We start from the raw sequence: 23,389 nt of genomic DNA on the forward strand, positions 1-23,389 counted from the left end.
CCAAGCGACTACAGCACCGGGAGACTATGACTTATTCATTGACGGGGTGGAGGTCCAGACGGTGACTATCGAAACTGAGAATAAGCCGGACCAACCGACAAACCCCGGTGCAAACAACCCCACTGATGTGACCTTTGAGAAAACCCAATATGGGACATACCAGGTGAAGTGGAAGGGTAATGCGAAAGCAGCAGTCGAGCTAAAGCAGAGCGGAGTAACAGCATACAAAGCTAACGGCTCACTGAACAAAGCAGTATTCCAAGCGACTACAGCACCGGGAGACTATGACTTATTCATTGACGGGGTGGAGGTCCAGACGGTGACTATCGAATAAACTAAATTGCCTTATGATATAGAAAGAGGCCCAATGCGGGGCCTCTTTCTATATCTATTAGTAACACTGCACTAAGAACGGAAGATAAAAGAAGGTAGGCGGTTATATTGTTAGAAATTCACACACAACCAATTGTTAATGTTTTTACTGGGCAAAAGATATTGGAAGAGTGCCTAAGTCGCCCTGGCTGCTCAATAAAAGATTACTTTACCACCAAAGATCGTAATACCTTAATTCGTAGGGAACTACATGCAATTTTACAGGCGGTCGAGGAAATTGGTGGGGAAACCCCCTGCAATATTAATGTAACTCTATATACACTGCCATTTGTTAGCCGTCTGCCTTTCATTAACTGGCGCGGTGGTATTGAAATAGTGGAATGGGAAAAAAGTATTGCTCCATACTTTAAACAGGCTCGAATAGCCATCCGCGATTTACAGGCTAAAGGGCTTATGGTCTGGGCTGATGATGTAAGCCACGAAGACATCTCTATGTGGCTACAAACCGGGGTAAACGGATATAAAGTGGAGCTACTTGAGATCCAAAGTAATCCGGACTTTCTCAAAGCCTTGCAAGAAATAAAAAAACCAATTGTCGTTGAGCGAGTGGAAACCGAGGAAGACCATCTTTGGGTTTTGGAACATGGAATCACGTTAGCTCAGGGATATTATTATGGCAGGCCAGAAAGATTGGTTGATAATACGCCAAGGCTATCTGTTGCGGATGGGGGATAAAAAAGGCCCAACCATGCGGTTTTGTTGGATTTAAAGTAACACGAAAGTAGCACGAATACAGCACCAAAGTAACACGAAACCGACACGCGATTAGCACGGAAACAACCCGAAAATATCACGATATCAACACTAAAATATCACGTAATTAGCACAAAAGCGGCCCAAAATCAACACGAAAGATAGGTGTGAAAACAGGGCGAAGGAGGGATTTATTTTGAATACTATTGCTGAAAATGCAAGTGGATTGATTTTTGCTGGAGCAGACATTGGCTTCGGTCACGTCAAGGTGGATGCAGATATGCCGGAAGGAAACCAGAAGTTTACCCTTCAATCCACTGTAGCGACCGGAAGGGATCGTAGTTTTAAAAAATGGCAGGAAAAAGGAAAGCTGGATATTACAAAAAACGACTTGGAAAACCAGCTTAGAGTTATGGATGTCGAAATCTACAGCCACCGAGACGAGGTCAGTCGCCATTATTTTTTAGGCTCATTGGCGGTCCTGGAAGGGAGCGACTCGCGGTTATGCTGGGATGATGATAAGTCTTCTGACGAAGATTCAATCGCATTACTCGTTGCAAGCCTAGCTGCAGCCCAAACCGAAAGAATGGGAGGTGTTGATTCTAGGGTAAGTATCTATGTTGGGACTGGTTTGCCGCTTGATAAATTTTTTACCCATAAAGACAGTTACGAGCGAAATATTAAGGGGACATATACTGTAACGTTTAAGTCCGGTCCCTGGGAAAAAGTGAAGTGCACCCTTAACATCATTAAATGCCGCGTATTTCCCCAAGCCTGGGGGATATTTTTAGATATGACCCAAGATCAATACGGCCAGTCCATCAATGCTTATCTTACCGAAGGCAATGTGCTGCTTATTGATCCGGGTTTCCGAACCACAGATTACGCTTTATTTAAAGATGGAGAATTCGTGGATGCTTACGCGGGAACGCTGGAAATTGGGGTGGCTTGGGCTTATGGGCAAATTTGTTCTAAATTGGCCGAGAAGGGTATTGTCATTGACGAAAAGGTGTTTGACACCTACCTGCGGTATAAGGATGGACTTTACGGCATATCCGGTGGAAAGGCTATTGACCTTAAACCGTTGGGAGAATCGGCCTTTGCACTCTTGGGAAAAAAACTTAGTGAGGAACTTAAGCTCAGGTTAAAGGATGAATGGAAAGTCATCCATAGGACCCTTGTCGGCGGCGGTGGAGGGGCTGGGGCATTTGAACATATGAAGCTAGAAAATAAAGAACTAGCTAAAAACCCTCAATTTGGCAATGCCAGTGGCTTCAGAAAGGCTAGCGAAAGCTCAGTCAAAAGGGCTATGAGAAAAAATGGCTAAAAATGAGCAAAAGCGTATCAACACCTACTTTGGGCGTTCAGTCGAAGACCAAATGCTCTGGGAGTACCTCCAAGAGCACCATACAAACGATATGGCCACCTGGTTAAAATATTATGCCAGAATAGGAATTATGAACACTTATAAATCCGGGAGAACACGGCTTGTCGCTCCCAATGTACCAAGTTTGCCAGTGAAGCCCCAGCCGATAAGTCCTCAGGTCCAGTCTCCAGAAGAAGGGGAAGGTGAGCTGTTAAGTCCGGTAGTAAAAACAAAGACAATATCAATTACAAAGGATTCAGCTATTGTAGATGTTGATGCAGGAGAAATCACTGTCGTTGAGACACCGACTATGGGAAAGCGGCCAGCTTCTTCTGCTACCCGAGCAGAAAGCGCTGATTTAACGGATCAAAATGATGCATTGGACATCCTTAATGATCTTGATATTGTAATTGGCGAAGTGGATACAGCCAAAAACCTTGAGCAAAGGCTAAGCCGCTTTATACCAGTTGAAGAGGATGAGGATGTCCTTAAACTAATAAGAAAAGAAGGAAATCCTGACTAATACCGAACAAATGACCATTCTTTTGGTGGCAGAATAAGAAATTCGGCTAGGGTTAATTTCCTAGCCGTTTTGTTTTGCCTGTTTGACAGTAGAAGGAAGGGGGAGAAAACATTGTTTAACGATGATGTATTAACCATCATTAAAGAACATGAAAACGAGATAGACCTGCTTCAACAAAAACTTTTTATGACTCAGGCAGCACTAAATGAAGCTTATCAGCGACAATGGGCTGAAATGAATCAGCTCATAAAAAATGGCTTATGGACGGAAAAAGCTGTGTACAAGGGGGACAGCTATGGGCTGAAGGTTGGCCGCGAAGCCTATGTTTTTCAGCTGGATGCGCCATTGCCCTTTTTACCAAATACTTTTTATCGGAGTTTTGAAAAAACATACAAGGAGTTTTACACCATTAAGCTTATGCTCACGCTCCAAATGAGTGATGTGATTGAGCAAATAGGCGATCCCCCGATGAGTGCCCCGGCAGCCTTGCACATAAGGCATTATTATCGTGACGTTAGATTGTTTGACTTAGATAATAAGTCAAAACAAGTAGTTATTAACACCTTTCGAAAAGCAGGGTTACTGAGGGGCGATACAATCATTCGTTTAGCTGCTTATCGTGAGGATGCTTTGTGTAATGAAGACGAAGACGGAGCTCCCAATCGAACCATGATTTATCTTTATAGGCATCTGGATAGCCAAGGTTTTGAAACAGAGATTTTGCCTAAGTATCCAAGAATTGACAACCTCAAGGGGGTCATTTCAGGAGAGATGAGCAAGATGGCTGTGAAAAGATGTCCACTGAGCGAGGACTATATGGAGCAAAGATTGAGTAAAAATCCCAGGGAAGAAAGTGCTGAAATGGAATATAGAGGGTTTGTGGATATGGAGAATTTTATGTGAAGAAACATATTGAAAAGTGTCTTTGCAATGTATAAAAAAAGACGATAGAAGCTGTCTTTTCAATGTCGAAGAATAGTCATGATACAGGGTGTCTTAACAATGTCTGATAGGGTGTCTTATCAATAGGTCGAATGCTTCTCTCTAAAATGGCTGCTGACAAGGGTTTCAAGGCATATTTTGTTGTCGCTCACAGCGCGAGCGAGAGGTAAGGAGTGTATTTCGCGCTGTGAGCGACGCAGGAGCGAACGGTGCGGAATACGCGAGTTACCAGCCGAATTTAGAAAGCAAAAAAGCATTTAGAAAGAAAAAATTAAGGAGGAAGTGTCCATGTCGAAGAAACATAAGCCGTATAAGAGTAGACTGCCGGAGAGAGATATAGAAATATTAGTTTTGCTTTTTCACCTGCAATCAATAAGAGCAATAGACATAGTAAGTACCTATTTTGAGAAGAGTGGAGAATACGGTTTAAAAAGGCTGCAGAAATTATGCGACAAAGGGTTTATAGAGCGAACATTTACCGTAAAAAACAATGGACAAAGGAATCACTCAGTGTATCAAATGGCTGACAAGGGAATGGAGGAATTGCTTAAAATAGGTAAAATAAGCCAAGAACGAAGAGCAAGGGACATGCGGTTAAGTGGATGGGAAATGCTGGCGCGGATAGATATCAGCAAAATAGCGCTTAAACTCAAGCAAGCAGGCTGGAGTATCATCGGGAGCCGAGACGCAAAACCCAAATTAAGCTTACCATGGAACTCAACCCTCCAGTGCTTGATAGAATCCCCGGCTCCGGAGAAGAAACAATATTTGGTATACCACATGGGACACACCATCAAAGAACCGACACTGATCAAGCTGCAAGCAGAACTTGAAGAATCCAGAGGCACCAACCTAATTGCCTACCGAGCTGGAGCCATCATGGAAGAAACGCCGGCATACCTTGGCTTTGTGAAGCATATCACAGAGAATACCATGACACTGTACCGCAATTCAACGTGCCTCATGCCACTGGTGGAATGGCAAGATAGCGAAGGGAAGACACAGAACTTTGTATTAAACGCCCTCCTGTACGGAGGACAGCCGCAACTCGAACAATACCTGAGGAAGCAGTATCAGAGAGTGAAGTATAGCGACAACCGATACTACTTCGGAAACCTTATGGTCGAAGAAGATAACCAAGAATATTTCATATGCAACTACCTACAGAGGGATCGAGCGGCACTCCGAATGCTGGCCGAGAACCTGACTATGCAGGAATATCAAAAGAATAAGACAGGAGCGATAGTGGTAACCTGGAACGGGTTAGTCAAAGAGGCCCAAGAATTCATAGACCGTTACCAAAAGCGCGACTTCATCAAAGTAAAAGGCATAACCGTGCGCGACATCATTGAGTCGGCTGGTGCCGGTAACGACTGCAGTAGAGCGGCAGAGGAAGTCAGGGCATAGACAATCATTGTGAAATATATTACTAGACGGGTGCAGGGAGTCGCAAACTAATGCTCATTTAAACAAGTGGGTAGTTTGCCCGCGACACCTCCAACACTTCGTACCCCGCGCCCAATGAAATCAACGGTCATTCAAATAAACAATAAGGGAGGACACTCAAATAGACATTGGTATTATCAAAAACTATGCCTCGCCGGTAGCAATTGGCAAGCAAATCAAAATCGAAGGAGCAAAGGCAGGAGAAACCCGTACAGGAATCCTGTTTGCCTGGAACACCTATCACTTTACCGTCCTTTACGAAGACAAGGGATACCGCGAGTCTTTTCTGAAAGTCGACCTTGCGAATCGAGTTATAAAGATTGGCTCATCGGACTCTATAGTGGAAGGATTATTTCGGCATACCAATTGTGGTAGACATGAACAGTAAAAGAGAGAGGGATAGAAATGAAACTACGAATTATTTGGCTAAACCGGATTAGCTTGATGGCAATTATCCTCTTGATAGGAATAGGTTGGATATATTATTGGCCTGTTTTTATAGGACTCTGGAATTACTTAGGGGCAGTATCATTTGTATATTGGTTCATGGCGATATTTGCCATGCTTATATTTTCAGCGTTACTTTATCTTTCATTCTGGTGTTTTACACATGATATACCATTTTGTGCCTCTCTATTTGAAATTGTGCGCAATATTGGTGTGAAAAGGTGGATACGTATAATAGTTATAACAGTTGTAGTAATTCCTCCATATTTGTTATGGATGGCTTTTTGCTTGAAATAGCAAGATAAATTCTTTTAAAAGCAAAAAAGGTTATGTGCCACCAGATTCGAATAGCCTAAAAGTCTTGTAAGCATGAGGTGGCTGTCTAGGCGGCTGCCGATAGTCATTCTAACGCTCGTTTATTCAAGTAAATAAACGCTCGTTGAATAGGGGCGATGGGAGGGCATTATGCTAGGCTGGCCAGTTCAATCCAGCATCAAATAACAATCTAAACCTATAGACAAACGCTCGTTTGTTAACATGACAAAGATGTTTTCATTACAGCTCACCATCCGGAGCAGATACATCAGACAAACGCTCAGTCCTAACCTAGGCTTTGCATGTAATATCAGAACCGAGCTGCCAGAAATAGAAAAGGACTTCTCAGTAATATCCAAAATTAAAGAGAAGGTATGATCTTCAAGCAAAGAATATACAGTTAACCGGGCTAACCAGGTAAACCTGCACTAAAACAAATATAGGTACGTTAACCAATTCAAGGAGGATGGAATATGGCTGAATCAACCAAAGCGTTTAAGATCTCAGATGAGCTTAAAACGAAGATTAACACCACCATTCAGGCATCAGGACTACAGGACAAAGAATGGATTGAATCCGTAACCAATCTGTGGGTAATGCAAGATGTCAAAATAGGACTGCCAAACTTTAAACAAGATATTTCAGAACTTGAGCTGCATACTAAGAGAATCAATGAGCTGGTTATTAATATGATTGAACGAGCTGCCCACGAAAAAGAAGAAATCTCTAGACAAGTCTTAGAGCTGAGCACCGAAAAGAATGAGCTTCTTCAAAAGATAGATTTTATGGAAAAGGAAATCAAAGCACAGCTCAAGGCCAACGAAGAAGCCGATATCCATCATCTCAAGGAGAAAGAAGAATCCGAACGCTTAATACGTCAAATGGAAGAGGCCACATGGCATAACAATTTACTCATTCAGGAGTATAAAGAAAAAAATGACACTCTCATGGGCTTGGTGAACGAGTACAAAGCAGCCTACGAGGAAAAGAATAGCTTAAAACATGAAGTTGACCGCCTTAATCAAACGCTCGTTACTTTAAAAGGTGAGCTTGAACACAATGTTCAAGCCGTTGAAGCCTTGAAAAAGGCTCATAAAGATGAGCTTGAGCGGATGGCGGAGAAAAAGGATATCGAAAGAGAGCGGGAGCGATTAACGCTACAGTCAGACTATCAAAACAAGATTCAATCCTTAAGCGAAGAATCCACAGAGAAAATAAGAATGTTGTATGAGAAAATAGAGCAGCTTCACAAGGAGTATCAAGCGGAAATAGCTGGTTTAAGAGAGCGGCTTCAGGGCGAAAAGTAAAAGGGCGTTTCTTTTCTGCCATAGCGGAAAGAGGATTCTGCATCGGAAAGGAAATGTTTGACAAACAATAATGTGTACGCTATAATGTACATGAGAAAGCGGTGAAGCTAATGATAAACATCAACGCAACTAAATTAAGAAAAGACCTGTTTAATATTTTATCTCAAACGATAAAATTTAATGAGCCTGTCAACGTAAGTACAAAAGACGGTAACGCTGTTCTAATCAGTGAAGAAGATTATAATGGACTTATTGAAACAGTCTACCTCTCGTCTGTCCCCGAATTGAAGGACAAAATAGTGGAGGGCATCCGTACGCCGTTATCCGAATGCGTGCCGGAAGATGAGGTCAGCTGGTGAAGTATTCAATAGTTTATACAAAAAAGGCGATTGAGGATATTCCAAAACTAAAGAGTGCTAGATTAGATAAGACGGCACAAGAGCTCATCAGTATATTGCGTGTGAATCCATATCAATCTCCGCCGAAATGGGAAAAGCTAAAAGGTGATTTATCCGGGGCTTGTTCCCGCAGAATTAACCATAAGCACCGTCTTGTATACGAAGTAATAGATGATGCGCATACCGTTAAAATCATCAGTATGTGGTCGCACTATGATATTTGATATTAAAAAAAATCAAGTCATAATATTGACTAAATCCTGATAAAAGGTTAAAATTAAATCAAAAGTTGGGTGGGCGAAGCCTACCCTTTTTGAATGGAAATATTATGCAGATGCCTTCGGGCTTTTTTTATTGCACTAAAAAGAGGGGAAGGGGTTGATATAGTGATTTCTGAGCTTCAGAAAGAGCAAACGGTCATTGGTTTTTTTGCCGTTAAAGAAATTATGGAGAAGGAGACGAGAGAAACAAGGAAAAAGTATTTGGATCTAACCCTGTTGGATGGCAGCGGTCAAATAAACGGTAAGGTGTGGGATATAGCCGATGTCATCCAGGGTGAAATTCCTGGAGTGGGAGATATCGTGAAAGTGGACGCCCTTGTACAGGAGTATCGCGGTAGTCTACAACTCAAGGTAAACAAATTGCGTAAGGCTACGGACGCAGATTCTTATGAGAAACAGAAGATTATTCCGGCAGCTCCGGCTCCAGCAGAACAAATGCTGGAAACAATACTGCGATTTGCTGAAGAAATAGCAGATCAACCGCTCAGGGCAGCCTGTCTGCACATCATTCATAAATATAAAGGGCAGATCATGACACACCCAGCCGCCAAGACACGACACCACTCTTACAAATCCGGCTGGTTGCAACACGTAACAACGATGCTCTTAGTCGCAGAAAAACTAACGACCATTTATTCCTGTAATAAAGACCTGCTCTATGCCGGTATTATCTTTCATGACATAGGCAAACTACAAGAACTAAAATCGGATCAGCTTTGTGTTGGTATCGAGTATTCGACAGTAGGAGAACTGCTCGGCCACATATCCTTGGGATTGGCTGAAATGGAAACCGTACCGAACCTGGACAGCCAAAGAAAGCATCTTTTGCAGCACATGATTCTTTCGCATCATGAAAATCCTGAGTGGGGCAGTCCCGTCAAACCTATGTTTAAGGAAGCGGAGCTATTGCATCTGCTGGATCTAATGGACACACGGATGTTTGACTTCGAAAAGTGCACAAAACCGTTAGAGAAAGGCGCGTTATCGGGAAAAGTATACGAGCTAGATCGGAAGATATACAATCCTTTGATCTAACGCTCATTTAAAAAACTTTTTCTGGAAAAAGTAACTTTCCAGCTTCACTAACCTCTGGACCAGCCGTATAATATAGTTAGCTAAGGGGAACGGGTTTGGTACCTCCCTTTCCCATCACCCAAAGCCGGATCATCTCCAGCGACATACGTGACATACGTGTTGATGGTGGAACGTCAGATCCGATCTGTACGAAAATGTACGGATTTGAAAAGCCCTTATCATAGGGGCTTATTTTTTTTGCTCTACGGATTTTATCCTAAATTCCCAGAATTTATAACGAGGTCAATTGGAGAATACTTTAATGTCAATGCCTCGCTGTAAATTCGTTCATCATCAATGTGCTTTAAAGGGACTTTAGACTTTGGGTGTAGTATAAATTGGTTTATAGGAGGGCTTTTATGGGTAAGATTAAAATTACGGGTATCATAAACAACAAGAAATATGCAACGGTGGTTGATAATTGGTTGATTTGTTATCAAAATAAATGTGGAGTAGGCATACATCGGCCATTGCTAGAGTGTTCGAATTACCCAGGTATATTCGCGCTTGCAGAAGAGATATTGGTAGGCGGATTGACGCTAAATATCCACAATGATTGGATTTTCCTTCATTGTGGATTTGTGCTTCCTGAATATCGAGGGATGGGGATTTATAAGGAAATGCTTTTGAGCCTTGCTGACCTTGCAGGAGCGGAGGGGCTAAGCGGTATTTTTACATCGACTTATTCGTTCGAAGCTCCGGCTCTGTATGAACGCCTTGGATTTATTAAAGGCTCCGTAATGCCTGATTGTCCGAAAGGGAACACGAGCATTGATTATTACAAGTTGATTCAATAACCCCTGACTAAAGTCAGGGGCTTGCTCTGGCGGGGTAGGGAAAACAGTTTACATCGGCAACGGTTCACGATGGTCCAGTCATCATAAAATGTTGGGTGTGAAAAACAAGGAGGGGACCGCTAATGCTTAACATCATTTCACTCATCATATTTCTCATAGTAATGTTAGGCAATATCAGTTTTTTCGGCGGCAAAATTATCCCGATAGGTGTTCCTGTCGGGATAACTATTATCGACATTGTGCTGCTCTTGTACAGCTTGAAAAAAGGCTCGCGCATCATATACCTTCAATCGACGGCATTCTGGCTTGGGTTCACATGGGGGGCGGGCCTATACATTGCAGCAAGCTGGGGGCAAGGATGGCTGGCACAATCCTTTATTGGCCTACTGACACTTGCCACACCTCTAGCCGCAGTCGCACCGTACTTTACGAAAAAGCGGTTTGCGTCAGCACATCCTGGTAGGCACCTTGAATTGAGTAAGACGGAGACGGACTCTTCTTTGTTTCAGCAGTTTAAAGAGAAAATCAAAAATAAGCAACACGGCCAGCCTAAGCAAGAAATGTTATTGTTTGATCTGGGTGAAGAAGTTCAATATAAAAACAAATGAGCATTCAAATATTAGAGAGGGGGAAATGATATGAACGATCAAGAGAAGAAAATTAATTATCTTTTAAAGAAAATCGAAGCGATTCAACGTATCGCGAATCATCATCGAAAACTGAAAACAAGCACTCCCAATAGTTGGATGAGAAATGCTAAAGATGCCTGTACTTTAATCTGGGAGCACTGTGAAGTGGCTAATAAGAAACTTAAGGAATAGGAGCGTTAGGCGGGTGAGTCATCATGTCAAGACTTTTGTGGGGAGGGGATGATCCCTTTACCCACACCATCATTGTCGGGCCTACACGTTGCGGAAAAACCGCAACGTTGATTAAACCGATTATTTACCAAATACTCATGGCAAAAGCAAGAGGATTCCAATGTGGCTTGAGTGTTATTGAACCTAAAGGAGATGTCGCGCAGTTCACTGCAGACCTGGCACGTGAGCTTGGTATACCGGGGACATATCATTTTGACCCCACTTTGGACAATACTGATATGATAAACCTCATGAAGGGGCCGGTTGATGATGTAGCAGAAGCGACTATTGCGGTGCTTAAAGGGATGATGAAACAGGATGAATTTTTTGCACTGATGCAAGAACTAACGGCCAGAAACTTTATTAAATTGCTTAAATTGAACCATGAAGATAACTTGGATATCATCAGTGTGCTTAGATCACTTCGCAATGACGATATTCTCAAACAAGAGACAACAAGATTAGAAAAAAGCGGCAAGGACCCTGAATTGCTTGGCTTCTTTGAACATGAAATGAGGGGACGACTGGGAGAGAAATGGAAGGAACTTGCTGTTGGATTAAGAGCACAAATCGAAAAACTGGTTTCCAATAGCTATATAAGACGTATTATTACTGGGGATACAGGAATCGATCTGGACCGGCATATGATGGAAGGCGGCGTACTTGCCGTCAACAGTTGTTTAAAATTTCGCAGCTCTGGAGATGCCTTCGGTCAATTTCTGATGATGCACCTGCAATCAGCCGCGTTTCGACGGCCAGGAACAGAGCGAACACGGGTACCTCATTTCTTAATTATTGATGAAATGTCGCGTTATATCAATCCGGATATTGAGCGTTTTTTATCTATCGCAGCCGAATATCGAGTCGCTTCTGTATTTGCTGTTCAGTCTTTCGAACAGCTTGCTATTGCATCCGGGAATCTTACAGCTCAAGCCATGAAAACATCTATCCTCACTAACTGCCGCAATAAAATCACCTTTGGCGGGATCTCAAGTACCGATGCTTCATTTCTTGCTGAGGAGCTGGGCAAAGACTGGGTGGTAAGAAAAATGGAAACCTACGATGGGAAAATGATTGCCCATCTTCTACCAGAGAGTTACCGTCAGATAGAACAGGAGGAATATCGTATTCGGCCTACCGATATGCAGGATGGACTTCCGAGGTTTTACTTTGTTCATAAACTGATTCGAGATGGTCATCCCATGAAACCAGGAATAGCAGTAGGTCAGTTTGTTCCTAACGATTGGCGATATCAAGCCAGACAACTTATAATCAGCCATCCACCAACTCCTCAACAACGAGGAGTTTTTTCTTTACGAAAAATACTCAAACAATGCGGTCTGAGCATCGCGAACAGAAAGGAGGAAACAAACGCTCGTTCACACAAGGTAGAACCAATAATTTCGACAGGAGGTGATGAAGTCTCCAAAATCAAAATTCTTGTTAAGACTAAGCCGGGTTTTATAGAGAGCTGCCAAGAAAATCAAAAAAGAGAAACTGAAACTAAAGAGATGCCGATAGAGCAAGAAATACCGGAAGAACCGATAATTTTAACAGAAACACAAGAGTTTTTGGAGGAACTTAATAAGCATGCCAAAAAATTGGAGTCCAAAGAATATCGGACTGAGAGCCTGCGTGATATGAATGAAAATTTCATGTAAAAATTTGTAATCGCTTTTTTAACAAAAAGATACAAGCAAGAAAGAAGGAATGAAAAATGGATTTGCTGAAACGTATGATCGAGGGCTATGACCAACAAAAAGCAATGGATGCCATTAACGAGAAAGATTATTGGCAAGATGTGATTAGGGCAACACAAAACCAGTTAATTATGCAAGAGGAACTCTCCGGAATTGAAATTCACGCAGATATTCCTTGTGCGGTTGTCTATATTGGAACGATAAAGGGGCTAATACCTGTTCATGAATTTATAGCCAACCAGAAAAATCATGTTAATACTTTGGAAGATCTAAAAGATGAGAAAAAAATGAACAAAAGTTACCAGTTTCTTCGCAGCATGATGGGGCAGAAGATAGCATTTCTGATAAAAGGATATGATAGGAAAGAAAACCTCTTCACCGCCAGCCGAAAAGAAGCTCTGGTGGCTATGCAAAAGCTTACGGAAGAAGAGCTGGCCCATAAGGAAAAAACGATGGCCGTGGTTAGAAATGTCAACCCATATAGAGCTATTGTTGATATTGGTGGTGTCTCTGCCACACTATCTGCTGTCGAATATCAGCATGGATGGACCGATGATATCACCGATCACCTACAGGTTGGAGACCACCTGGTTGTTAAGATTATAAACATCGACAAAGAAAAAGGACGAGTGGAGGTAAGCCGCAAGGCTCTGATCCCTAACCCCTGGGAAAAGATTGATCTAAGAGATAAATGCGAATACTCCTGCGAGATAACCGGGGTAAGGGAAAGAGGATGCTACTTCAGACTGAAAACCCAAAATGGCTATGTTGATGGCTTTATGCGGCATCCAAGGCATGAGGTATTGAATAGGGGAGATAAAGCCCTAGTCAAAATCCTTAATATAGATAAGGAAAAACAGCGGATATTCGGCCTTTACGTGCGCCCTCTTAAAGTCAGTTAAACTCCTCTCGTTGCTTGTAAAACCAAAAGAGAGGAGGGAGGGAGACGAATAACTTAACCGCATTATCAGAGATTAAGTTCTATTGGACAAGAATTCCCTCAAACGAGCGTTTGATTGACCGTTCTTTTGTATCTCCAGATACAGAGAAACGGCTTTTTTATTTATTAGACAAGTTAGGAATCATGTTTGGGGGCCAAATTCAGGGATATCAAATTCTTCATCACGCACCGCGGACATCCCGGAAAATATTAGCGCGGCTTAAAGAGGAAAGGAAGGTGGTTGAGCATCGGTTAGTCATCGGAAACAAACAGTATAATATGTATACCTTGGGACCAATTGGTGCATTAAAAATCAATGCGCGTTACCATCAAGATTACTGGATGTATTACAGTGATAGTGAGACGATTCAAAAACTAATGGTCGTTGATCTCTATATCCGCATGGAGGATTTTTTATCAGCTGAACTCAAAATCTATGCTGCTGATAGCCCCTACCTCTATACCTTTTTACACGGGGATAAGGAGTATCAGATCGGGGTAATATGGGATAATATAGAATCGTTTATTGAATTGTACCGCTGGAGACTGCCTCAAGAACGCGTCATACTTATGTGTCAATCAGTGAATATGGTCAATGATTTGGCTAAATACTTAACAGATGATGTCCCGATTCGAATTATTGGCCGGGACACAGTTAAACAGGATCTCATTTTTCACCGATTGGAACACGGGAAATGGGTTCTGGATATCCCCGATAAAATAATAAAAACCAAGAAAGATAATCTTAAAGTTGTGAGAGATCAAAAAGTTTTATTACCTTAATGAATGTTAAAGCTGAGCAGATTTATTTTGCTCAGCTTTTTTTGTTTTTAAGGGCCGCTTCTTCCCAAAGTTGAGGGTAGATGCTATAATAAAAGTAATTATAGTATTTCATCGCTTGAACCACCCTGCATAGCATTGTGGAGGAAGCCGCTTCAAAGAGAGAATGGATTGACAAGCAGTCTCTCAACCCCCCCTTGAACCACCCTGACCGATCGCATAAGAAAGAGGTCATTGCGGAAGAAGGGACACCGAATTTAGATACTCCATTGTTGGGTATGAAAAAGAGAATATAAAAGGGACTCGTATTGCCAAAATTAGGTATACGAGTCCCTTTTTTTATATAAAAAGGCTAAAGCCAAAAAAGCACGTTTATTTACCGTGCTTTTTTTGTGCTTAAGGCCAAAAAAGGGAGGAATTTATTATGAGTAACAGCACAGCACTTAACATTGTTAGGGAGGAGCATGCTCCTGCACCAAACAAATTGGTGACAGCATTAAGCCCACAGGACAAAGCTACAATCATGTCCCTTTGTATGCCAAAGAATGCAAACGACTCAGAATTGGCACTGTACCTCTACCGTTGCAAAGAACAAGGTTTCGATCCATTGTCTGGAGAACTTGTTCTCCAAAAACGGCATAACAGCGATGGAACAGTTGCCTTAAACTTCATCACAACCAGGGATGCATTGTTAAAAAAAGCTGAGCAGAATCCAAATTACAATGGAATAAACTCCGGCGTAGTAAAAGAAGGCGATTTCTTTGAGGTGGATACCGAAAAGAGTATTGTCAAGCACAAATTTGGCACCAATCGTAAGAAGATTATCGCCGCTTGGGCTATTGTTTATCATAAGTCACGGCTGCCGGTTATTGCTGTCGTAGATTTTGATGAATATTTCTATGCTCTCAGCAAGTCTCCGGTGTGGCAGAAGATGCCGTCGGCAATGATTCAAAAGGTTGCTGAAGTGGCAGCTCTTCGTCGTCAGTTTCCGATTCTCGGGTTAGGAGTTTATACAGCTGAGGAGATGCAAATGGAGGAAAGCGAAGCTCCACAAGATAACCCTAAACAGCAGACTGAAGGAGCTAAAGTCGATCCCAAAAGAAGAGAGAATAATATCATAAGTGTTGTAGAGGGAGAAGTCATCGAAGTAGGATCAACGCATGAGAAGGAGGCTCCTATTGCAGAAGAGCAGCCAGCATGTGAAAGCAGTCCGGAACCCGAAAACAAAGTCGAAGATGTTCAAGCTGTCCAGGAGAACCCCGTACAGGCCGTGCAGGAACAAAACTCGGAAACCGAAAAAGGCGTGTTCCAGCTCCTTGAATTACATGTTGGTAAGTCGGGAATAGGAACTCCCTTTGCAAGAATAGTTTGCCAAGAGCCTGGTATAAAAACCCAAAAACCTATTATTCTTCTGGCTAAAGGTGAGGAAGGGATAGTTGAGGCAGCTCAATTAAAAGAGGGATGCAGATTTAAAGCTGACATAACTGAAGAAATGGGATACCTCATGGTACAAAAAATCACCGTTCTCTAAGGAGGTATGTACTGATGTTACCCTCAATTATGGAAGTAGCTTTGCAGCACGAATTAAAATCAGCAGAGTTGGATGACCGTTCAAAAAGAAAGAAAAGAAGCGTAAAAGACGTACGCTTCAAATGCCCATTTTGTAAAGCGACAGATCATCCGAAATTCAAAGATAAATATTATCTTTCGCTTAACACAGAAGATAATGTTTTCCAGTGCTGGTTTTGTGGTGAATCAGGCGGTGTACTTAAGTTCATTGCACTTCTTGAAAACAAGTCTATAGAAGAAGTTAAGCAAGAGCTTTTTCATAAGGGGAACAATAGGGTGCAACGCAAATTACACCCAGCCGAAAAACTCACACCGAGCCAGCTCCAATCCATGGGTTTCTTAACGAAAAACTGGAAGAAACCATCGCCCAGAGATTTGGATTGGATCTGGTCTGAATGGTTGTTATGCGTTGAACAAGAAAAAAGAATGGGATATATGTTCTTCCTGGAAGCAAATACGTCTGAGCAAATCCTTGTAGTTATACATGAGTATGCTTGCAAGCTAAGCGTAAATCCTGAAGATTTGCTGATAGAGTTTTCTCAAGCGAAATTTGCTAATAAAAAGAAACCCAAATGGGCCGAATTAGCAGAAGAGTGGCTAGAAGAAGTTACTTTATAGATGACCTGTAAGCCCTGACCCCTGTGGCAGGCTGGGAAAAAGGAGAAATTAAGATGGGCATGAATAGAATTAATTTAGTGGGACGTTTAACAAAGGATTCAGAACTTAAGTATACTCCAAACGGAGTGGCTGTTTGCTCATTCACTTTAGCTGTAGATCGCAATTTTAAAAACGCTCAAGGTGAACGAGAGGCGGATTTCATTCCTGTTGTAGTGTATCGGCAGCTCGCAGAATTATGCGCCGAGTACCTTTCTAAAGGAAAACTCGCTGGCATTGATGGCCGGTTGCAGGTTCGCACTTATGATGCTCAAGACGGTCAACGTCGTTGGGTATATGAAGTCGTAGCCGATAATGTCCAGTTCCTTAGCCCTAAAGACAAGGACAGTACCCATAATGACAATAGCAGAACATATGGCTCAGCAGCTAACAAAGCTTCTTCGCCTTCTTCAGATCATTTTCTTGGGTATGAAGTTTCTTTGGATGACGATATCCCGTTTTGAGTGTCCTGGTAAACGAGCGAACTCTAAGTCGCGCTCTCTAACAGGTGAAAGTCATAAGGGAGGTGTAGCCCCGGTGCTTAATGTGCCGGGGCGTTCACATGGGTAATTGGCTCCCGAAGGTCGGTAACAATATTGCTGACTATGGCGGATTTTATATCAATATTTTTGAAGGCATAGCAGCTGAAGATTACGGAGAAATGGATATAGTCATTGATGTCCTAAAAGAAACGGTCGTTGAATCAATGATCGATCTTTTTCCCTGCTTCAGCCTGACTAAAAAATGGGAACATGACGGTGTAGTAATCCTTGAGAATAATCTGGCACAGGTTGTAATTGGGGAGAACCAAAACTCAATGGCCGTTTATGTTATAGTTCCTGAGTCAGAGCGATTTCTGTATTCTGGACTGGGTAAAAAACAATTGAGCAGATATCTTGCAGGCTTGCAAAGTATTCTGCTCAAACATTATCCAGACCAAGTACATGTACGCACTGGTCCTTGGACAAGAGGTGTATTGCGTGTAGCCATGTAAAAAAGGAGGTTTGATCATGGAAAAAACAATAAAAGTGGTCATGGTAGAGCCATTAAAGAGACCATACGTAGCAGAAATTGAGAATAGTCTGGCTGGAATGCAATTGGTGGTCAACGGGTATATCGAAGTCATCACCCTGGAAGAAAACGTTATTCTTGTTTGTAACGAAGAAGGTAAATTGCTGGATCTGCCATATAATCGTTCTCTTGGAAATGACATTCTTGTTGGCACATTCTTTGTAGCCGGGAGCAATGATGCCGGAGACTTCTCATCGTTGGCGGAAGATAAGCTCAGGCAATACAGAGAAAGATTTTATTTTGGTAAGAGAGATTGAGTAAAGAAAGGTGAAAGCGATGAGTGAGAAGATATTTGGAACTGAGGAATGGGCCAAGGAGCTTATCGAAAGCCTTGGAGAAATGCAGCATAATGGTATCGGCGATGGATTCCCGTGCCCCCGTTGTGGTCACTATCGCATGGATAATGTCTTGGTCCGCAACGCCCTGAGTCGCTATGCAAGCGTTTATATTTGCTCTCCATGCGGCATGGATGAAGCATTAAGGGATATGGCTGGCAGAGAGCCGCTGCCGTTCCTGGAATGGGGTATGCCCCTTGGATTTCTTGAAGAAGAAGACGAAGATGTGGAATAGAGGGAGGAAGCGTGGGAGAGTTAGATTGATGTGATGGATCTCTTTTCTTTTTCACGCTTAACCCTCTTCGATACCTGTAAACGTCGCTTTGCTTACAAGTATGTGGAGAAGTTCCCTGATCCGCCCGGTTCACCAGCAGTTCTTGGTAAGACTGTCCATAGAGCGTATGACTTGTATTCAAACGGTTATTTATTCGAGGATGCGATTGTCACCGCATACTTAGAAGAAGGGGACTCGACAGTTGAGCGATCAATCGTCGAGTCCATGCTCACAACCGCCATAGGTTACAAATACACCGGTACTGTGGAGCATCACTTTATTATGCAGCTTACAGATAAGATCAAGATACAGGGCTATATTGACCTTCAGCCGGACAACACTTCCATACCAATGATCGTTGATTGGAAAACGGGATTTAAAACGTATGGGATCTTCGATTCATGGCAGCTCCCGTTATATGCGGCAGCCGTCATGGAAAAGACCGGGGATAAGGTTATCAAAGGAGTGTATGCATTTCTTCGATTCAAACGAATCGAAAGTGGGATCATTACACAAAATGAGGCTTTCCAAGCGATACAATGGGCTATCAGAACAGCGGAAGAAGTCCAATCACGATTGGAGCTGTTAACTGTACTGAAGATCCCTGAAGCGTTTCCTGCAAGGCCGTCACCGGCCTGTGGAAACTGCCCGTGGAGCCTTTTATGTTTAAGAGAAAGTAAAGGGGGACTCGATTGTGGCTAGGCTTCTTTGCAGGCTTAAAGAAAAGCTCGGAACGTTTATTAACGTAACCACGAATAAGGGAAATGAAGAATTAATGGCTTTCGAAGAATCCATTACAAGCCCTGAAATTGAGAGAATGAAAAACCTTGAATTTATGTTTTTTATAACTACCGTTGATTTAAACCTAAAGGATGGATCTTATATAAAAAAAGGTACTGAATTTCTGGTTGAGAAAGTGCTTCAGAATGGATTGCTTGAACTTCATTTTTCTATGAATGAAGAAAACTATTATAAGCATGAATGTGGGGATGGCTATCTTTGTACATTTCAACAACTCCAAAGTTTTATAGAACCAGATCAATATAAAATTCAAAGGCTGGCCTTGTACTTAAATTAGAATTAAGTTGGTCAGCATCAATGAGCTAGCCCGTCGTTTTAAGAAGAAAGTGTAAGGTGAGAAAAGTGAGAGAAGAAATATTTACAATTACTCCCTTTGCCCCGGAGGAAAGCGTCCTTTTCTATTCCGACCCAGAAAAAGATCGGGAGCGTGGTTGTATAGGCCATTTGCGTGGCGATTTTGGTAGCGGTGGCAAGGAGTTTTGGAGTACGTGGTGGGAGCATCAATGCGAATTGATAACACAGGAATTCAAGGACGAATTTGATGTTTTCATCAATTACCTGCGCAAGCAAGGCTTATTGAAAGACCGCCTTAGTATGGCGGATTACTGCTATCGGCGCCCGGAAGCTAAGATACCGGGCATGCGGCACTCCGATGATTACGGATTCTGCGTGAATACAGATCGATATCAATTCTTCGTACGCTGCTTCCCTCATTCAGGAGATTACAACTTTTATGTATATTGCTATCAAAGGCAGCCGAAAAAGCAGGAGGTGAAACAGGCCCCCTAATCTGTAAGAGAAAAATCGTGAACCGGGTATGAGTCAACATCCCCATGGCTAAAGCCGGGGGCTTGCTTTGGAATGTTAAAGCTGAGCAGATTATTTGCTCAGCCTTTTTTGTTTTTAAGGGCTGCTTCTTCCCAAAGTTGAGAGGTGATGCTATAATGAAGATAATTATAGTATTTCATCGCTTGAACCACCCTGCATAAGCATTGTGGAGGAAGCGTCTTAAAAGGAGAGGTAAACTTACTGACCTCTCTCAGAATCCTTGAACCACCTTGATCTGCTACTGCAAATAAAATGTAATCGCTGTGGAAGAAGGGACACCGATAAGAGATATTCCAATATCTAATGGAATATCATAAAAGAGAATATTCAAAGGGACACGTATTGCCAAAAACGAAATGGTATGCGTGTCCCTTTTTGTATATAAAACTAAAAAAGAAATGCATTGATCTCTGCTGACTTATGGCAGAGAATTTTTGCGTCAAAAAAGGGAGGAATTTACAATGAAAAAAGGAACGGAGATTCAATGCTCCTGCTGTGGTGAAACATTCACAGCGAGTAAGTTATTCTTTGATAACCATGGTAATCTTATTGTTCGGAAGCCTGTCTGCCCTAATTGCTCAATGTCGTCAATATTCAATCGAGGCTTTGGGGTGATAAGGCCGACCAGGGTAGTAGCTTAGATTGTCATATATTCCAGCTATACTAAACGTTTGGTTATGAGAGGAGAATTAAAATGAAAGAAACAGGTATTATCAGAAGAATTGATGATCTTGGCAGGGTTGTTATTCCAAAGGAAATTAGAAGGAGCTTACGCATCAAAGAGGGAGATCCTTTAGAGATTTTTATTCATGATGGGGGAGTATTGTTTAAGAGATACTCATCTATCGCTGCCTTGGATGATTTTGCGAAAGAATATGCAGATTCTCTGTATAAAACCACTGGGAATATTGTTTGTATCGCTGACAAAGATGTGATCATCGCTGTCTCAGGTGCTTCTAAAAAGGAATACCTAAATAAACCTCTTTGGGGAGGCATCGAAGAAGCAGTTTTAGGGTGCAAGCCTGTTAAAACAAGCAATGAAGTAATCGTGCCTATTATTGTAGACGATTATTGTATAGGTTGTGTGGGAGCCGTTATTCTTATGGCCAAAGATCCTAATATAAAGATGGGGGATATGGAACTTAAGTTGGCAGAAACAGCGGCTAATTTTTTAGCAAAACAGCTTAAGGCTTAAGAAACAGCAAAAAAAGGGAGGACTTGCTATGTCAAACCAAGCAAACCAAACGATCGTTCAATCTATTAAAAATATCCAGGCGGCAATAATAATTGCCAATGAGATTGAGCGCTACGAAAGTGCATTAAAGACGATGAAAGATCTACTTAAAGAGTTTGTTGAGAAAACCGGTCTACCGGTGGATACAGGCGAAAAAGTATGGGATTTTTCTGTAAGCACATCATGGGATTTCACTGGAGATAAGCTTAAAGACCTCTCAGCCGAAATCCTAATGATGGGGTATAACCCGTGGGAATACCTTAAGCTTGGTAGTAAGGAAATCGAAAAGTTGAACCTATCAGAAGCTATTCTCAAGAAGTATGGGGCGTCAAAGACGTCAAAACGCTTCACAAGCAAAAAGTCCGGTTCAGGCTCTGTAAAGATCAAGAAAACAGCTTAAGGCGGGTGAAAAAATATGAAAAAAGATGGTCTTAGGCAAACTTACTACGCAATATGGAATGGCCAGTATAGGAAAGCGCACTATTTGTATTTGAGTTATCCTTACATGTGCTGTGTGTTCGGGTTCGATCCTGACTCTAGCATGGGAAAAGAAGCCTATCTGTGGCCAGCAATACACCCTAATTTGGACGAAGTGGCCGCTGAAGACAGAGAATTAGTTGTAAAAAAGGGATTCGAAAAACAGGGGATGATAGAACAGGTGGATTTTAAGTTCATTTCCCTTGAAGAGTTAGAAGATATGGTTACTGAGCATAATAAAGAATTAAATAAAGCGGCTATATAAGCTTAAAGATGGTGTGGCTTACTCGAATTGTTGCGGGTAAGCCACGCTTGGTTTTATTGCATGTTTAAGAAACGGAAGGGGAAATCAAAATGTCAAGATACTTTAAAATAATGAAGGCAGATGATCAATCTATTGGAAGCTTAGAAGCATATATAAAAGTACCCTATTACGACGAACATTCTCATTTAGGATGTTACAATAAAAGGCACTGGAAATATCCAGGGCATGGCGATTACCTACAAGCTTATTACAGGTACGATGAGGTTTATGAAGATGAGTATTTGACCATCCAACTCATCAGTAGATGGCGTGACAAAGAAGAACCGATCTACATATCTGGGAGACCTGGTTTTGAAGATTTATTGAGAAAGGGCATCGTGGTAGAAGTCCAAGATATTGATGTAATTAAAAGAGATATAGTTCTACTTGAGTGGATAGCTTATCTGAGTGAGGAGCTTGCCAGGCTGGAGTATGAACTGAGCGATATAGTCTATCAAATATACCATACATCTAACCCAGAAGAATTTACAGAAGAAATGATAGAAGAATGGGAGAAAAGAGTGAGTGGAACAAGAAATGAGTTAATGGACGCAGAGAGAAAAGAGCATGAGATAGCATTAAGCATTATTCTCTCTTAACCTCAAAGGATGACCTATCGCAATGGTTTTGGAGGAAATAATCAAGAACAGGGAAAGAAAAACAGCTGAAATAAACGGTCGTTATGAAAAAAGTGAGAGTGGCTTATTTGCGTTGCTGCAGGTAGGCCACTCTCACTTTGAAAAACATGGGAGGTGTATGAAAATTGATGAATTCAACTCAGAATTCAAAAGAGATAATACGCTTAATTCGATTGCTCGGACAAAAACATAATTCGTGGCAAATCTTTGAGGACTTTCTTGCCATGTCCGCTATATCGATCAGTAACGCCATTGATTGGACGCACAGGGAAGAACGCGAGGCTCAGTACATGGAGATTGTCGGCCGGTACGAGAAAAATGAACCTGACCTTTTTTCCAAAATGCTCTATCACCTTGTGGAGGAGCTGGAGCGGCATGCTGAGGTCCCGAGGGATGTTCTTGGTCCCGTATTCCACGAGTTGGAGCTGCACAACAAGTATAGAGGCCAGTTTTTCACGCCGCAAGAAATTTGCAACATGATGGGCCGGATTACTTTGGGAGAAAAGGATCTCAATATTACGGAACGCGGCTATATTACTGTTGCGGAACCCTGCGCAGGTAGCGGTGCCATGATCCTTGGTTTTGCCAAGGCCATGACAGAGAATCAATACAATATCCATAAGCAAATGGTTGTTACGGCAACGGACGTTGACCTCAAATGTGTGTTCATGACGTATCTACAGCTTTCCCTCTATGGGATACCTGCGGTTGTGATTCACGGAGATACTATACAAATGAAGGAATGGTCCCGTTGGTACACCCCGGTATATCTGCTCGACGGCTGGATGTGGAGACAGGAATGTGGAAATAGCGAACAATTCTCTAAAAGTGGGACTGAGGTTATTAAGCGTATATCCGAACCGCTTTACGGAGCTTTAAAAGATCTTGATAACCTGATTATCTCAAAGAATGAAAACCGGGAAACCGCTTAAATCCATAAAA

The 23,389-nt window shown here is 42.1% G+C and carries 30 protein-coding genes; all 30 read left to right on the forward strand.

Going from position 1 to position 23,389, the window contains the following annotated elements:
• Positions 1-334, forward strand: a 334-nt coding sequence (locus BUA14_RS28170) for a hypothetical protein (RefSeq protein ID WP_178371785.1), incomplete at its 5' end; no start/stop codon positions are given.
• A gap of 107 nt (positions 335-441) precedes the next feature.
• Complete coding sequence (locus tag BUA14_RS23020; RefSeq protein ID WP_018213676.1) at positions 442-1,068, forward strand: EAL domain-containing protein; 627 nt, start codon at positions 442-444, stop codon at positions 1,066-1,068.
• 214 nt (positions 1,069-1,282) lie between these two features.
• Positions 1,283-2,413: a ParM/StbA family protein gene (locus tag BUA14_RS23025; RefSeq protein ID WP_018213675.1), complete on the forward strand. Its 1,131-nt coding sequence runs from the start codon at positions 1,283-1,285 to the stop codon at positions 2,411-2,413.
• Positions 2,406-2,975 carry a hypothetical protein gene (locus BUA14_RS23030; protein ID WP_018213674.1) on the forward strand — a complete coding sequence of 190 codons (570 nt, stop codon included), beginning with the start codon at positions 2,406-2,408 and terminating at the stop codon, positions 2,973-2,975. Before BUA14_RS23025 ends, BUA14_RS23030 begins: the two co-directional genes overlap by 8 nt.
• A gap of 111 nt (positions 2,976-3,086) precedes the next feature.
• Entirely contained in the window at positions 3,087-3,878 is a 792-nt protein-coding gene (locus BUA14_RS23035) for a hypothetical protein (protein ID WP_018213673.1), read from the forward strand.
• A gap of 327 nt (positions 3,879-4,205) precedes the next feature.
• On the forward strand, positions 4,206-5,324 hold the full coding sequence (locus tag BUA14_RS23040; protein WP_018213672.1) for a hypothetical protein: 1,119 nt from the start codon (positions 4,206-4,208) through the stop codon (positions 5,322-5,324).
• Positions 5,325-6,598: 1,274 nt separating this feature from the next.
• The gene (locus tag BUA14_RS23050; protein ID WP_018213670.1) at positions 6,599-7,432 is read left to right on the forward strand and encodes a coiled-coil domain-containing protein; all 834 of its coding nucleotides are present in this window, start codon (positions 6,599-6,601) and stop codon (positions 7,430-7,432) included.
• A gap of 110 nt (positions 7,433-7,542) precedes the next feature.
• Positions 7,543-7,791: a type II toxin-antitoxin system Phd/YefM family antitoxin gene (locus BUA14_RS23055; RefSeq protein ID WP_020493348.1), complete on the forward strand. Its 249-nt coding sequence runs from the start codon at positions 7,543-7,545 to the stop codon at positions 7,789-7,791.
• Entirely contained in the window at positions 7,788-8,054 is a 267-nt protein-coding gene (locus BUA14_RS23060; RefSeq protein ID WP_018213668.1) for a Txe/YoeB family addiction module toxin, read from the forward strand. The genes BUA14_RS23055 and BUA14_RS23060 overlap by 4 nt, the downstream gene beginning before the upstream one ends.
• A gap of 162 nt (positions 8,055-8,216) precedes the next feature.
• Positions 8,217-9,146: a 3'-5' exoribonuclease YhaM family protein gene (locus BUA14_RS23065; protein WP_018213667.1), complete on the forward strand. Its 930-nt coding sequence runs from the start codon at positions 8,217-8,219 to the stop codon at positions 9,144-9,146.
• A gap of 398 nt (positions 9,147-9,544) precedes the next feature.
• The gene (locus BUA14_RS23070; RefSeq protein WP_018213666.1) at positions 9,545-9,982 is read left to right on the forward strand and encodes a GNAT family N-acetyltransferase; all 438 of its coding nucleotides are present in this window, start codon (positions 9,545-9,547) and stop codon (positions 9,980-9,982) included.
• Between the two features lie 122 nt (positions 9,983-10,104).
• The gene (locus tag BUA14_RS23075; protein ID WP_018213665.1) at positions 10,105-10,590 is read left to right on the forward strand and encodes a hypothetical protein; all 486 of its coding nucleotides are present in this window, start codon (positions 10,105-10,107) and stop codon (positions 10,588-10,590) included.
• A gap of 30 nt (positions 10,591-10,620) precedes the next feature.
• Complete coding sequence (locus BUA14_RS23080; RefSeq protein ID WP_018213664.1) at positions 10,621-10,803, forward strand: hypothetical protein; 183 nt, start codon at positions 10,621-10,623, stop codon at positions 10,801-10,803.
• Positions 10,804-10,826: 23 nt separating this feature from the next.
• Positions 10,827-12,503 carry a type IV secretory system conjugative DNA transfer family protein gene (locus BUA14_RS23085; RefSeq protein ID WP_072774761.1) on the forward strand — a complete coding sequence of 559 codons (1,677 nt, stop codon included), beginning with the start codon at positions 10,827-10,829 and terminating at the stop codon, positions 12,501-12,503.
• Positions 12,504-12,559: 56 nt separating this feature from the next.
• The gene (locus tag BUA14_RS23090) at positions 12,560-13,444 is read left to right on the forward strand and encodes a S1 RNA-binding domain-containing protein (protein ID WP_072774762.1); all 885 of its coding nucleotides are present in this window, start codon (positions 12,560-12,562) and stop codon (positions 13,442-13,444) included.
• A 275-nt stretch (positions 13,445-13,719) separates the two neighbouring features.
• Positions 13,720-14,265, forward strand: a complete 546-nt coding sequence (locus BUA14_RS23095) for a hypothetical protein (protein ID WP_072774763.1) — start codon at positions 13,720-13,722, stop codon at positions 14,263-14,265.
• Positions 14,266-14,686: 421 nt separating this feature from the next.
• Positions 14,687-15,793, forward strand: coding sequence for a phage recombination protein Bet (gene bet, locus BUA14_RS23100; protein WP_072774764.1), 1,107 nt, complete (start codon positions 14,687-14,689; stop codon positions 15,791-15,793).
• A gap of 14 nt (positions 15,794-15,807) precedes the next feature.
• Positions 15,808-16,449, forward strand: a complete 642-nt coding sequence (locus BUA14_RS23105) for a hypothetical protein (RefSeq protein WP_072774765.1) — start codon at positions 15,808-15,810, stop codon at positions 16,447-16,449.
• A gap of 53 nt (positions 16,450-16,502) precedes the next feature.
• Complete coding sequence (locus BUA14_RS23110) at positions 16,503-16,949, forward strand: single-stranded DNA-binding protein (RefSeq protein WP_084078813.1); 447 nt, start codon at positions 16,503-16,505, stop codon at positions 16,947-16,949.
• A gap of 98 nt (positions 16,950-17,047) precedes the next feature.
• Positions 17,048-17,479, forward strand: coding sequence for a hypothetical protein (locus tag BUA14_RS23115; protein WP_143153496.1), 432 nt, complete (start codon positions 17,048-17,050; stop codon positions 17,477-17,479).
• Positions 17,480-17,495: 16 nt separating this feature from the next.
• Complete coding sequence (locus BUA14_RS23120) at positions 17,496-17,813, forward strand: DUF3846 domain-containing protein (RefSeq protein ID WP_018213655.1); 318 nt, start codon at positions 17,496-17,498, stop codon at positions 17,811-17,813.
• A 19-nt stretch (positions 17,814-17,832) separates the two neighbouring features.
• Complete coding sequence (locus BUA14_RS23125) at positions 17,833-18,126, forward strand: hypothetical protein (protein ID WP_018213654.1); 294 nt, start codon at positions 17,833-17,835, stop codon at positions 18,124-18,126.
• Positions 18,127-18,159: 33 nt separating this feature from the next.
• On the forward strand, positions 18,160-18,867 hold the full coding sequence (locus BUA14_RS23130; protein ID WP_018213653.1) for a PD-(D/E)XK nuclease family protein: 708 nt from the start codon (positions 18,160-18,162) through the stop codon (positions 18,865-18,867).
• On the forward strand, positions 18,860-19,243 hold the full coding sequence (locus BUA14_RS23135; protein WP_018213652.1) for a hypothetical protein: 384 nt from the start codon (positions 18,860-18,862) through the stop codon (positions 19,241-19,243). The genes BUA14_RS23130 and BUA14_RS23135 overlap by 8 nt, the downstream gene beginning before the upstream one ends.
• Before the next feature lie 56 nt (positions 19,244-19,299).
• The gene (locus tag BUA14_RS23140; protein ID WP_018213651.1) at positions 19,300-19,755 is read left to right on the forward strand and encodes a hypothetical protein; all 456 of its coding nucleotides are present in this window, start codon (positions 19,300-19,302) and stop codon (positions 19,753-19,755) included.
• A gap of 733 nt (positions 19,756-20,488) precedes the next feature.
• Entirely contained in the window at positions 20,489-20,989 is a 501-nt protein-coding gene (locus BUA14_RS23145) for a stage V sporulation T C-terminal domain-containing protein (RefSeq protein ID WP_018213650.1), read from the forward strand.
• A gap of 28 nt (positions 20,990-21,017) precedes the next feature.
• On the forward strand, positions 21,018-21,428 hold the full coding sequence (locus BUA14_RS23150) for a hypothetical protein (protein ID WP_018213649.1): 411 nt from the start codon (positions 21,018-21,020) through the stop codon (positions 21,426-21,428).
• A 15-nt stretch (positions 21,429-21,443) separates the two neighbouring features.
• Positions 21,444-21,770, forward strand: coding sequence for a hypothetical protein (locus tag BUA14_RS23155; protein WP_018213648.1), 327 nt, complete (start codon positions 21,444-21,446; stop codon positions 21,768-21,770).
• Between the two features lie 89 nt (positions 21,771-21,859).
• Positions 21,860-22,408, forward strand: a complete 549-nt coding sequence (locus tag BUA14_RS23160; RefSeq protein WP_018213647.1) for a hypothetical protein — start codon at positions 21,860-21,862, stop codon at positions 22,406-22,408.
• Between the two features lie 167 nt (positions 22,409-22,575).
• Positions 22,576-23,379, forward strand: a complete 804-nt coding sequence (locus BUA14_RS23165) for an N-6 DNA methylase (protein ID WP_020493347.1) — start codon at positions 22,576-22,578, stop codon at positions 23,377-23,379.
• Positions 23,380-23,389: the final 10 nt, after the last annotated feature.

Origin of the sequence: Desulfitobacterium chlororespirans DSM 11544, from assembly GCF_900143285.1 — a bacterium.
In the GTDB taxonomy this organism is placed as follows: Bacteria; Bacillota; Desulfitobacteriia; order Desulfitobacteriales; family Desulfitobacteriaceae; genus Desulfitobacterium; species Desulfitobacterium chlororespirans.

Excerpts from the sequence above, each read along its gene's own strand:
- BUA14_RS23105 (WP_072774765.1), top strand. The coding sequence starts at position 15,808 with ATGTTACCCTCAATTATGGAAGTAGCTTTGCAGCACGAATTAAAATCA.
- BUA14_RS23150 (WP_018213649.1), top strand. The coding sequence starts at position 21,018 with ATGTCAAACCAAGCAAACCAAACGATCGTTCAATCTATTAAAAATATC.
- BUA14_RS23160 (WP_018213647.1), top strand. The coding sequence starts at position 21,860 with ATGTCAAGATACTTTAAAATAATGAAGGCAGATGATCAATCTATTGGA.
- BUA14_RS23145 (WP_018213650.1), top strand. The coding sequence starts at position 20,489 with ATGAAAGAAACAGGTATTATCAGAAGAATTGATGATCTTGGCAGGGTT.
- BUA14_RS23120 (WP_018213655.1), top strand. The coding sequence starts at position 17,496 with ATGGAAAAAACAATAAAAGTGGTCATGGTAGAGCCATTAAAGAGACCA.
- BUA14_RS23115 (WP_143153496.1), top strand. The coding sequence starts at position 17,048 with ATGGGTAATTGGCTCCCGAAGGTCGGTAACAATATTGCTGACTATGGC.
- BUA14_RS23040 (WP_018213672.1), top strand. The coding sequence starts at position 4,206 with ATGTCGAAGAAACATAAGCCGTATAAGAGTAGACTGCCGGAGAGAGAT.
- BUA14_RS23075 (WP_018213665.1), top strand. The coding sequence starts at position 10,105 with ATGCTTAACATCATTTCACTCATCATATTTCTCATAGTAATGTTAGGC.
- BUA14_RS23070 (WP_018213666.1), top strand. The coding sequence starts at position 9,545 with ATGGGTAAGATTAAAATTACGGGTATCATAAACAACAAGAAATATGCA.
- BUA14_RS23090 (WP_072774762.1), top strand. The coding sequence starts at position 12,560 with ATGGATTTGCTGAAACGTATGATCGAGGGCTATGACCAACAAAAAGCA.
- BUA14_RS23030 (WP_018213674.1), top strand. The coding sequence starts at position 2,406 with ATGGCTAAAAATGAGCAAAAGCGTATCAACACCTACTTTGGGCGTTCA.
- BUA14_RS23055 (WP_020493348.1), top strand. The coding sequence starts at position 7,543 with ATGATAAACATCAACGCAACTAAATTAAGAAAAGACCTGTTTAATATT.
- BUA14_RS23130 (WP_018213653.1), top strand. The coding sequence starts at position 18,160 with ATGGATCTCTTTTCTTTTTCACGCTTAACCCTCTTCGATACCTGTAAA.
- BUA14_RS23155 (WP_018213648.1), top strand. The coding sequence starts at position 21,444 with ATGAAAAAAGATGGTCTTAGGCAAACTTACTACGCAATATGGAATGGC.
- BUA14_RS23110 (WP_084078813.1), top strand. The coding sequence starts at position 16,503 with ATGGGCATGAATAGAATTAATTTAGTGGGACGTTTAACAAAGGATTCA.
- BUA14_RS23050 (WP_018213670.1), top strand. The coding sequence starts at position 6,599 with ATGGCTGAATCAACCAAAGCGTTTAAGATCTCAGATGAGCTTAAAACG.
- bet (WP_072774764.1), top strand. The coding sequence starts at position 14,687 with ATGAGTAACAGCACAGCACTTAACATTGTTAGGGAGGAGCATGCTCCT.
- BUA14_RS23085 (WP_072774761.1), top strand. The coding sequence starts at position 10,827 with ATGTCAAGACTTTTGTGGGGAGGGGATGATCCCTTTACCCACACCATC.
- BUA14_RS23125 (WP_018213654.1), top strand. The coding sequence starts at position 17,833 with ATGAGTGAGAAGATATTTGGAACTGAGGAATGGGCCAAGGAGCTTATC.
- BUA14_RS23165 (WP_020493347.1), top strand. The coding sequence starts at position 22,576 with ATGAATTCAACTCAGAATTCAAAAGAGATAATACGCTTAATTCGATTG.
- BUA14_RS23080 (WP_018213664.1), top strand. The coding sequence starts at position 10,621 with ATGAACGATCAAGAGAAGAAAATTAATTATCTTTTAAAGAAAATCGAA.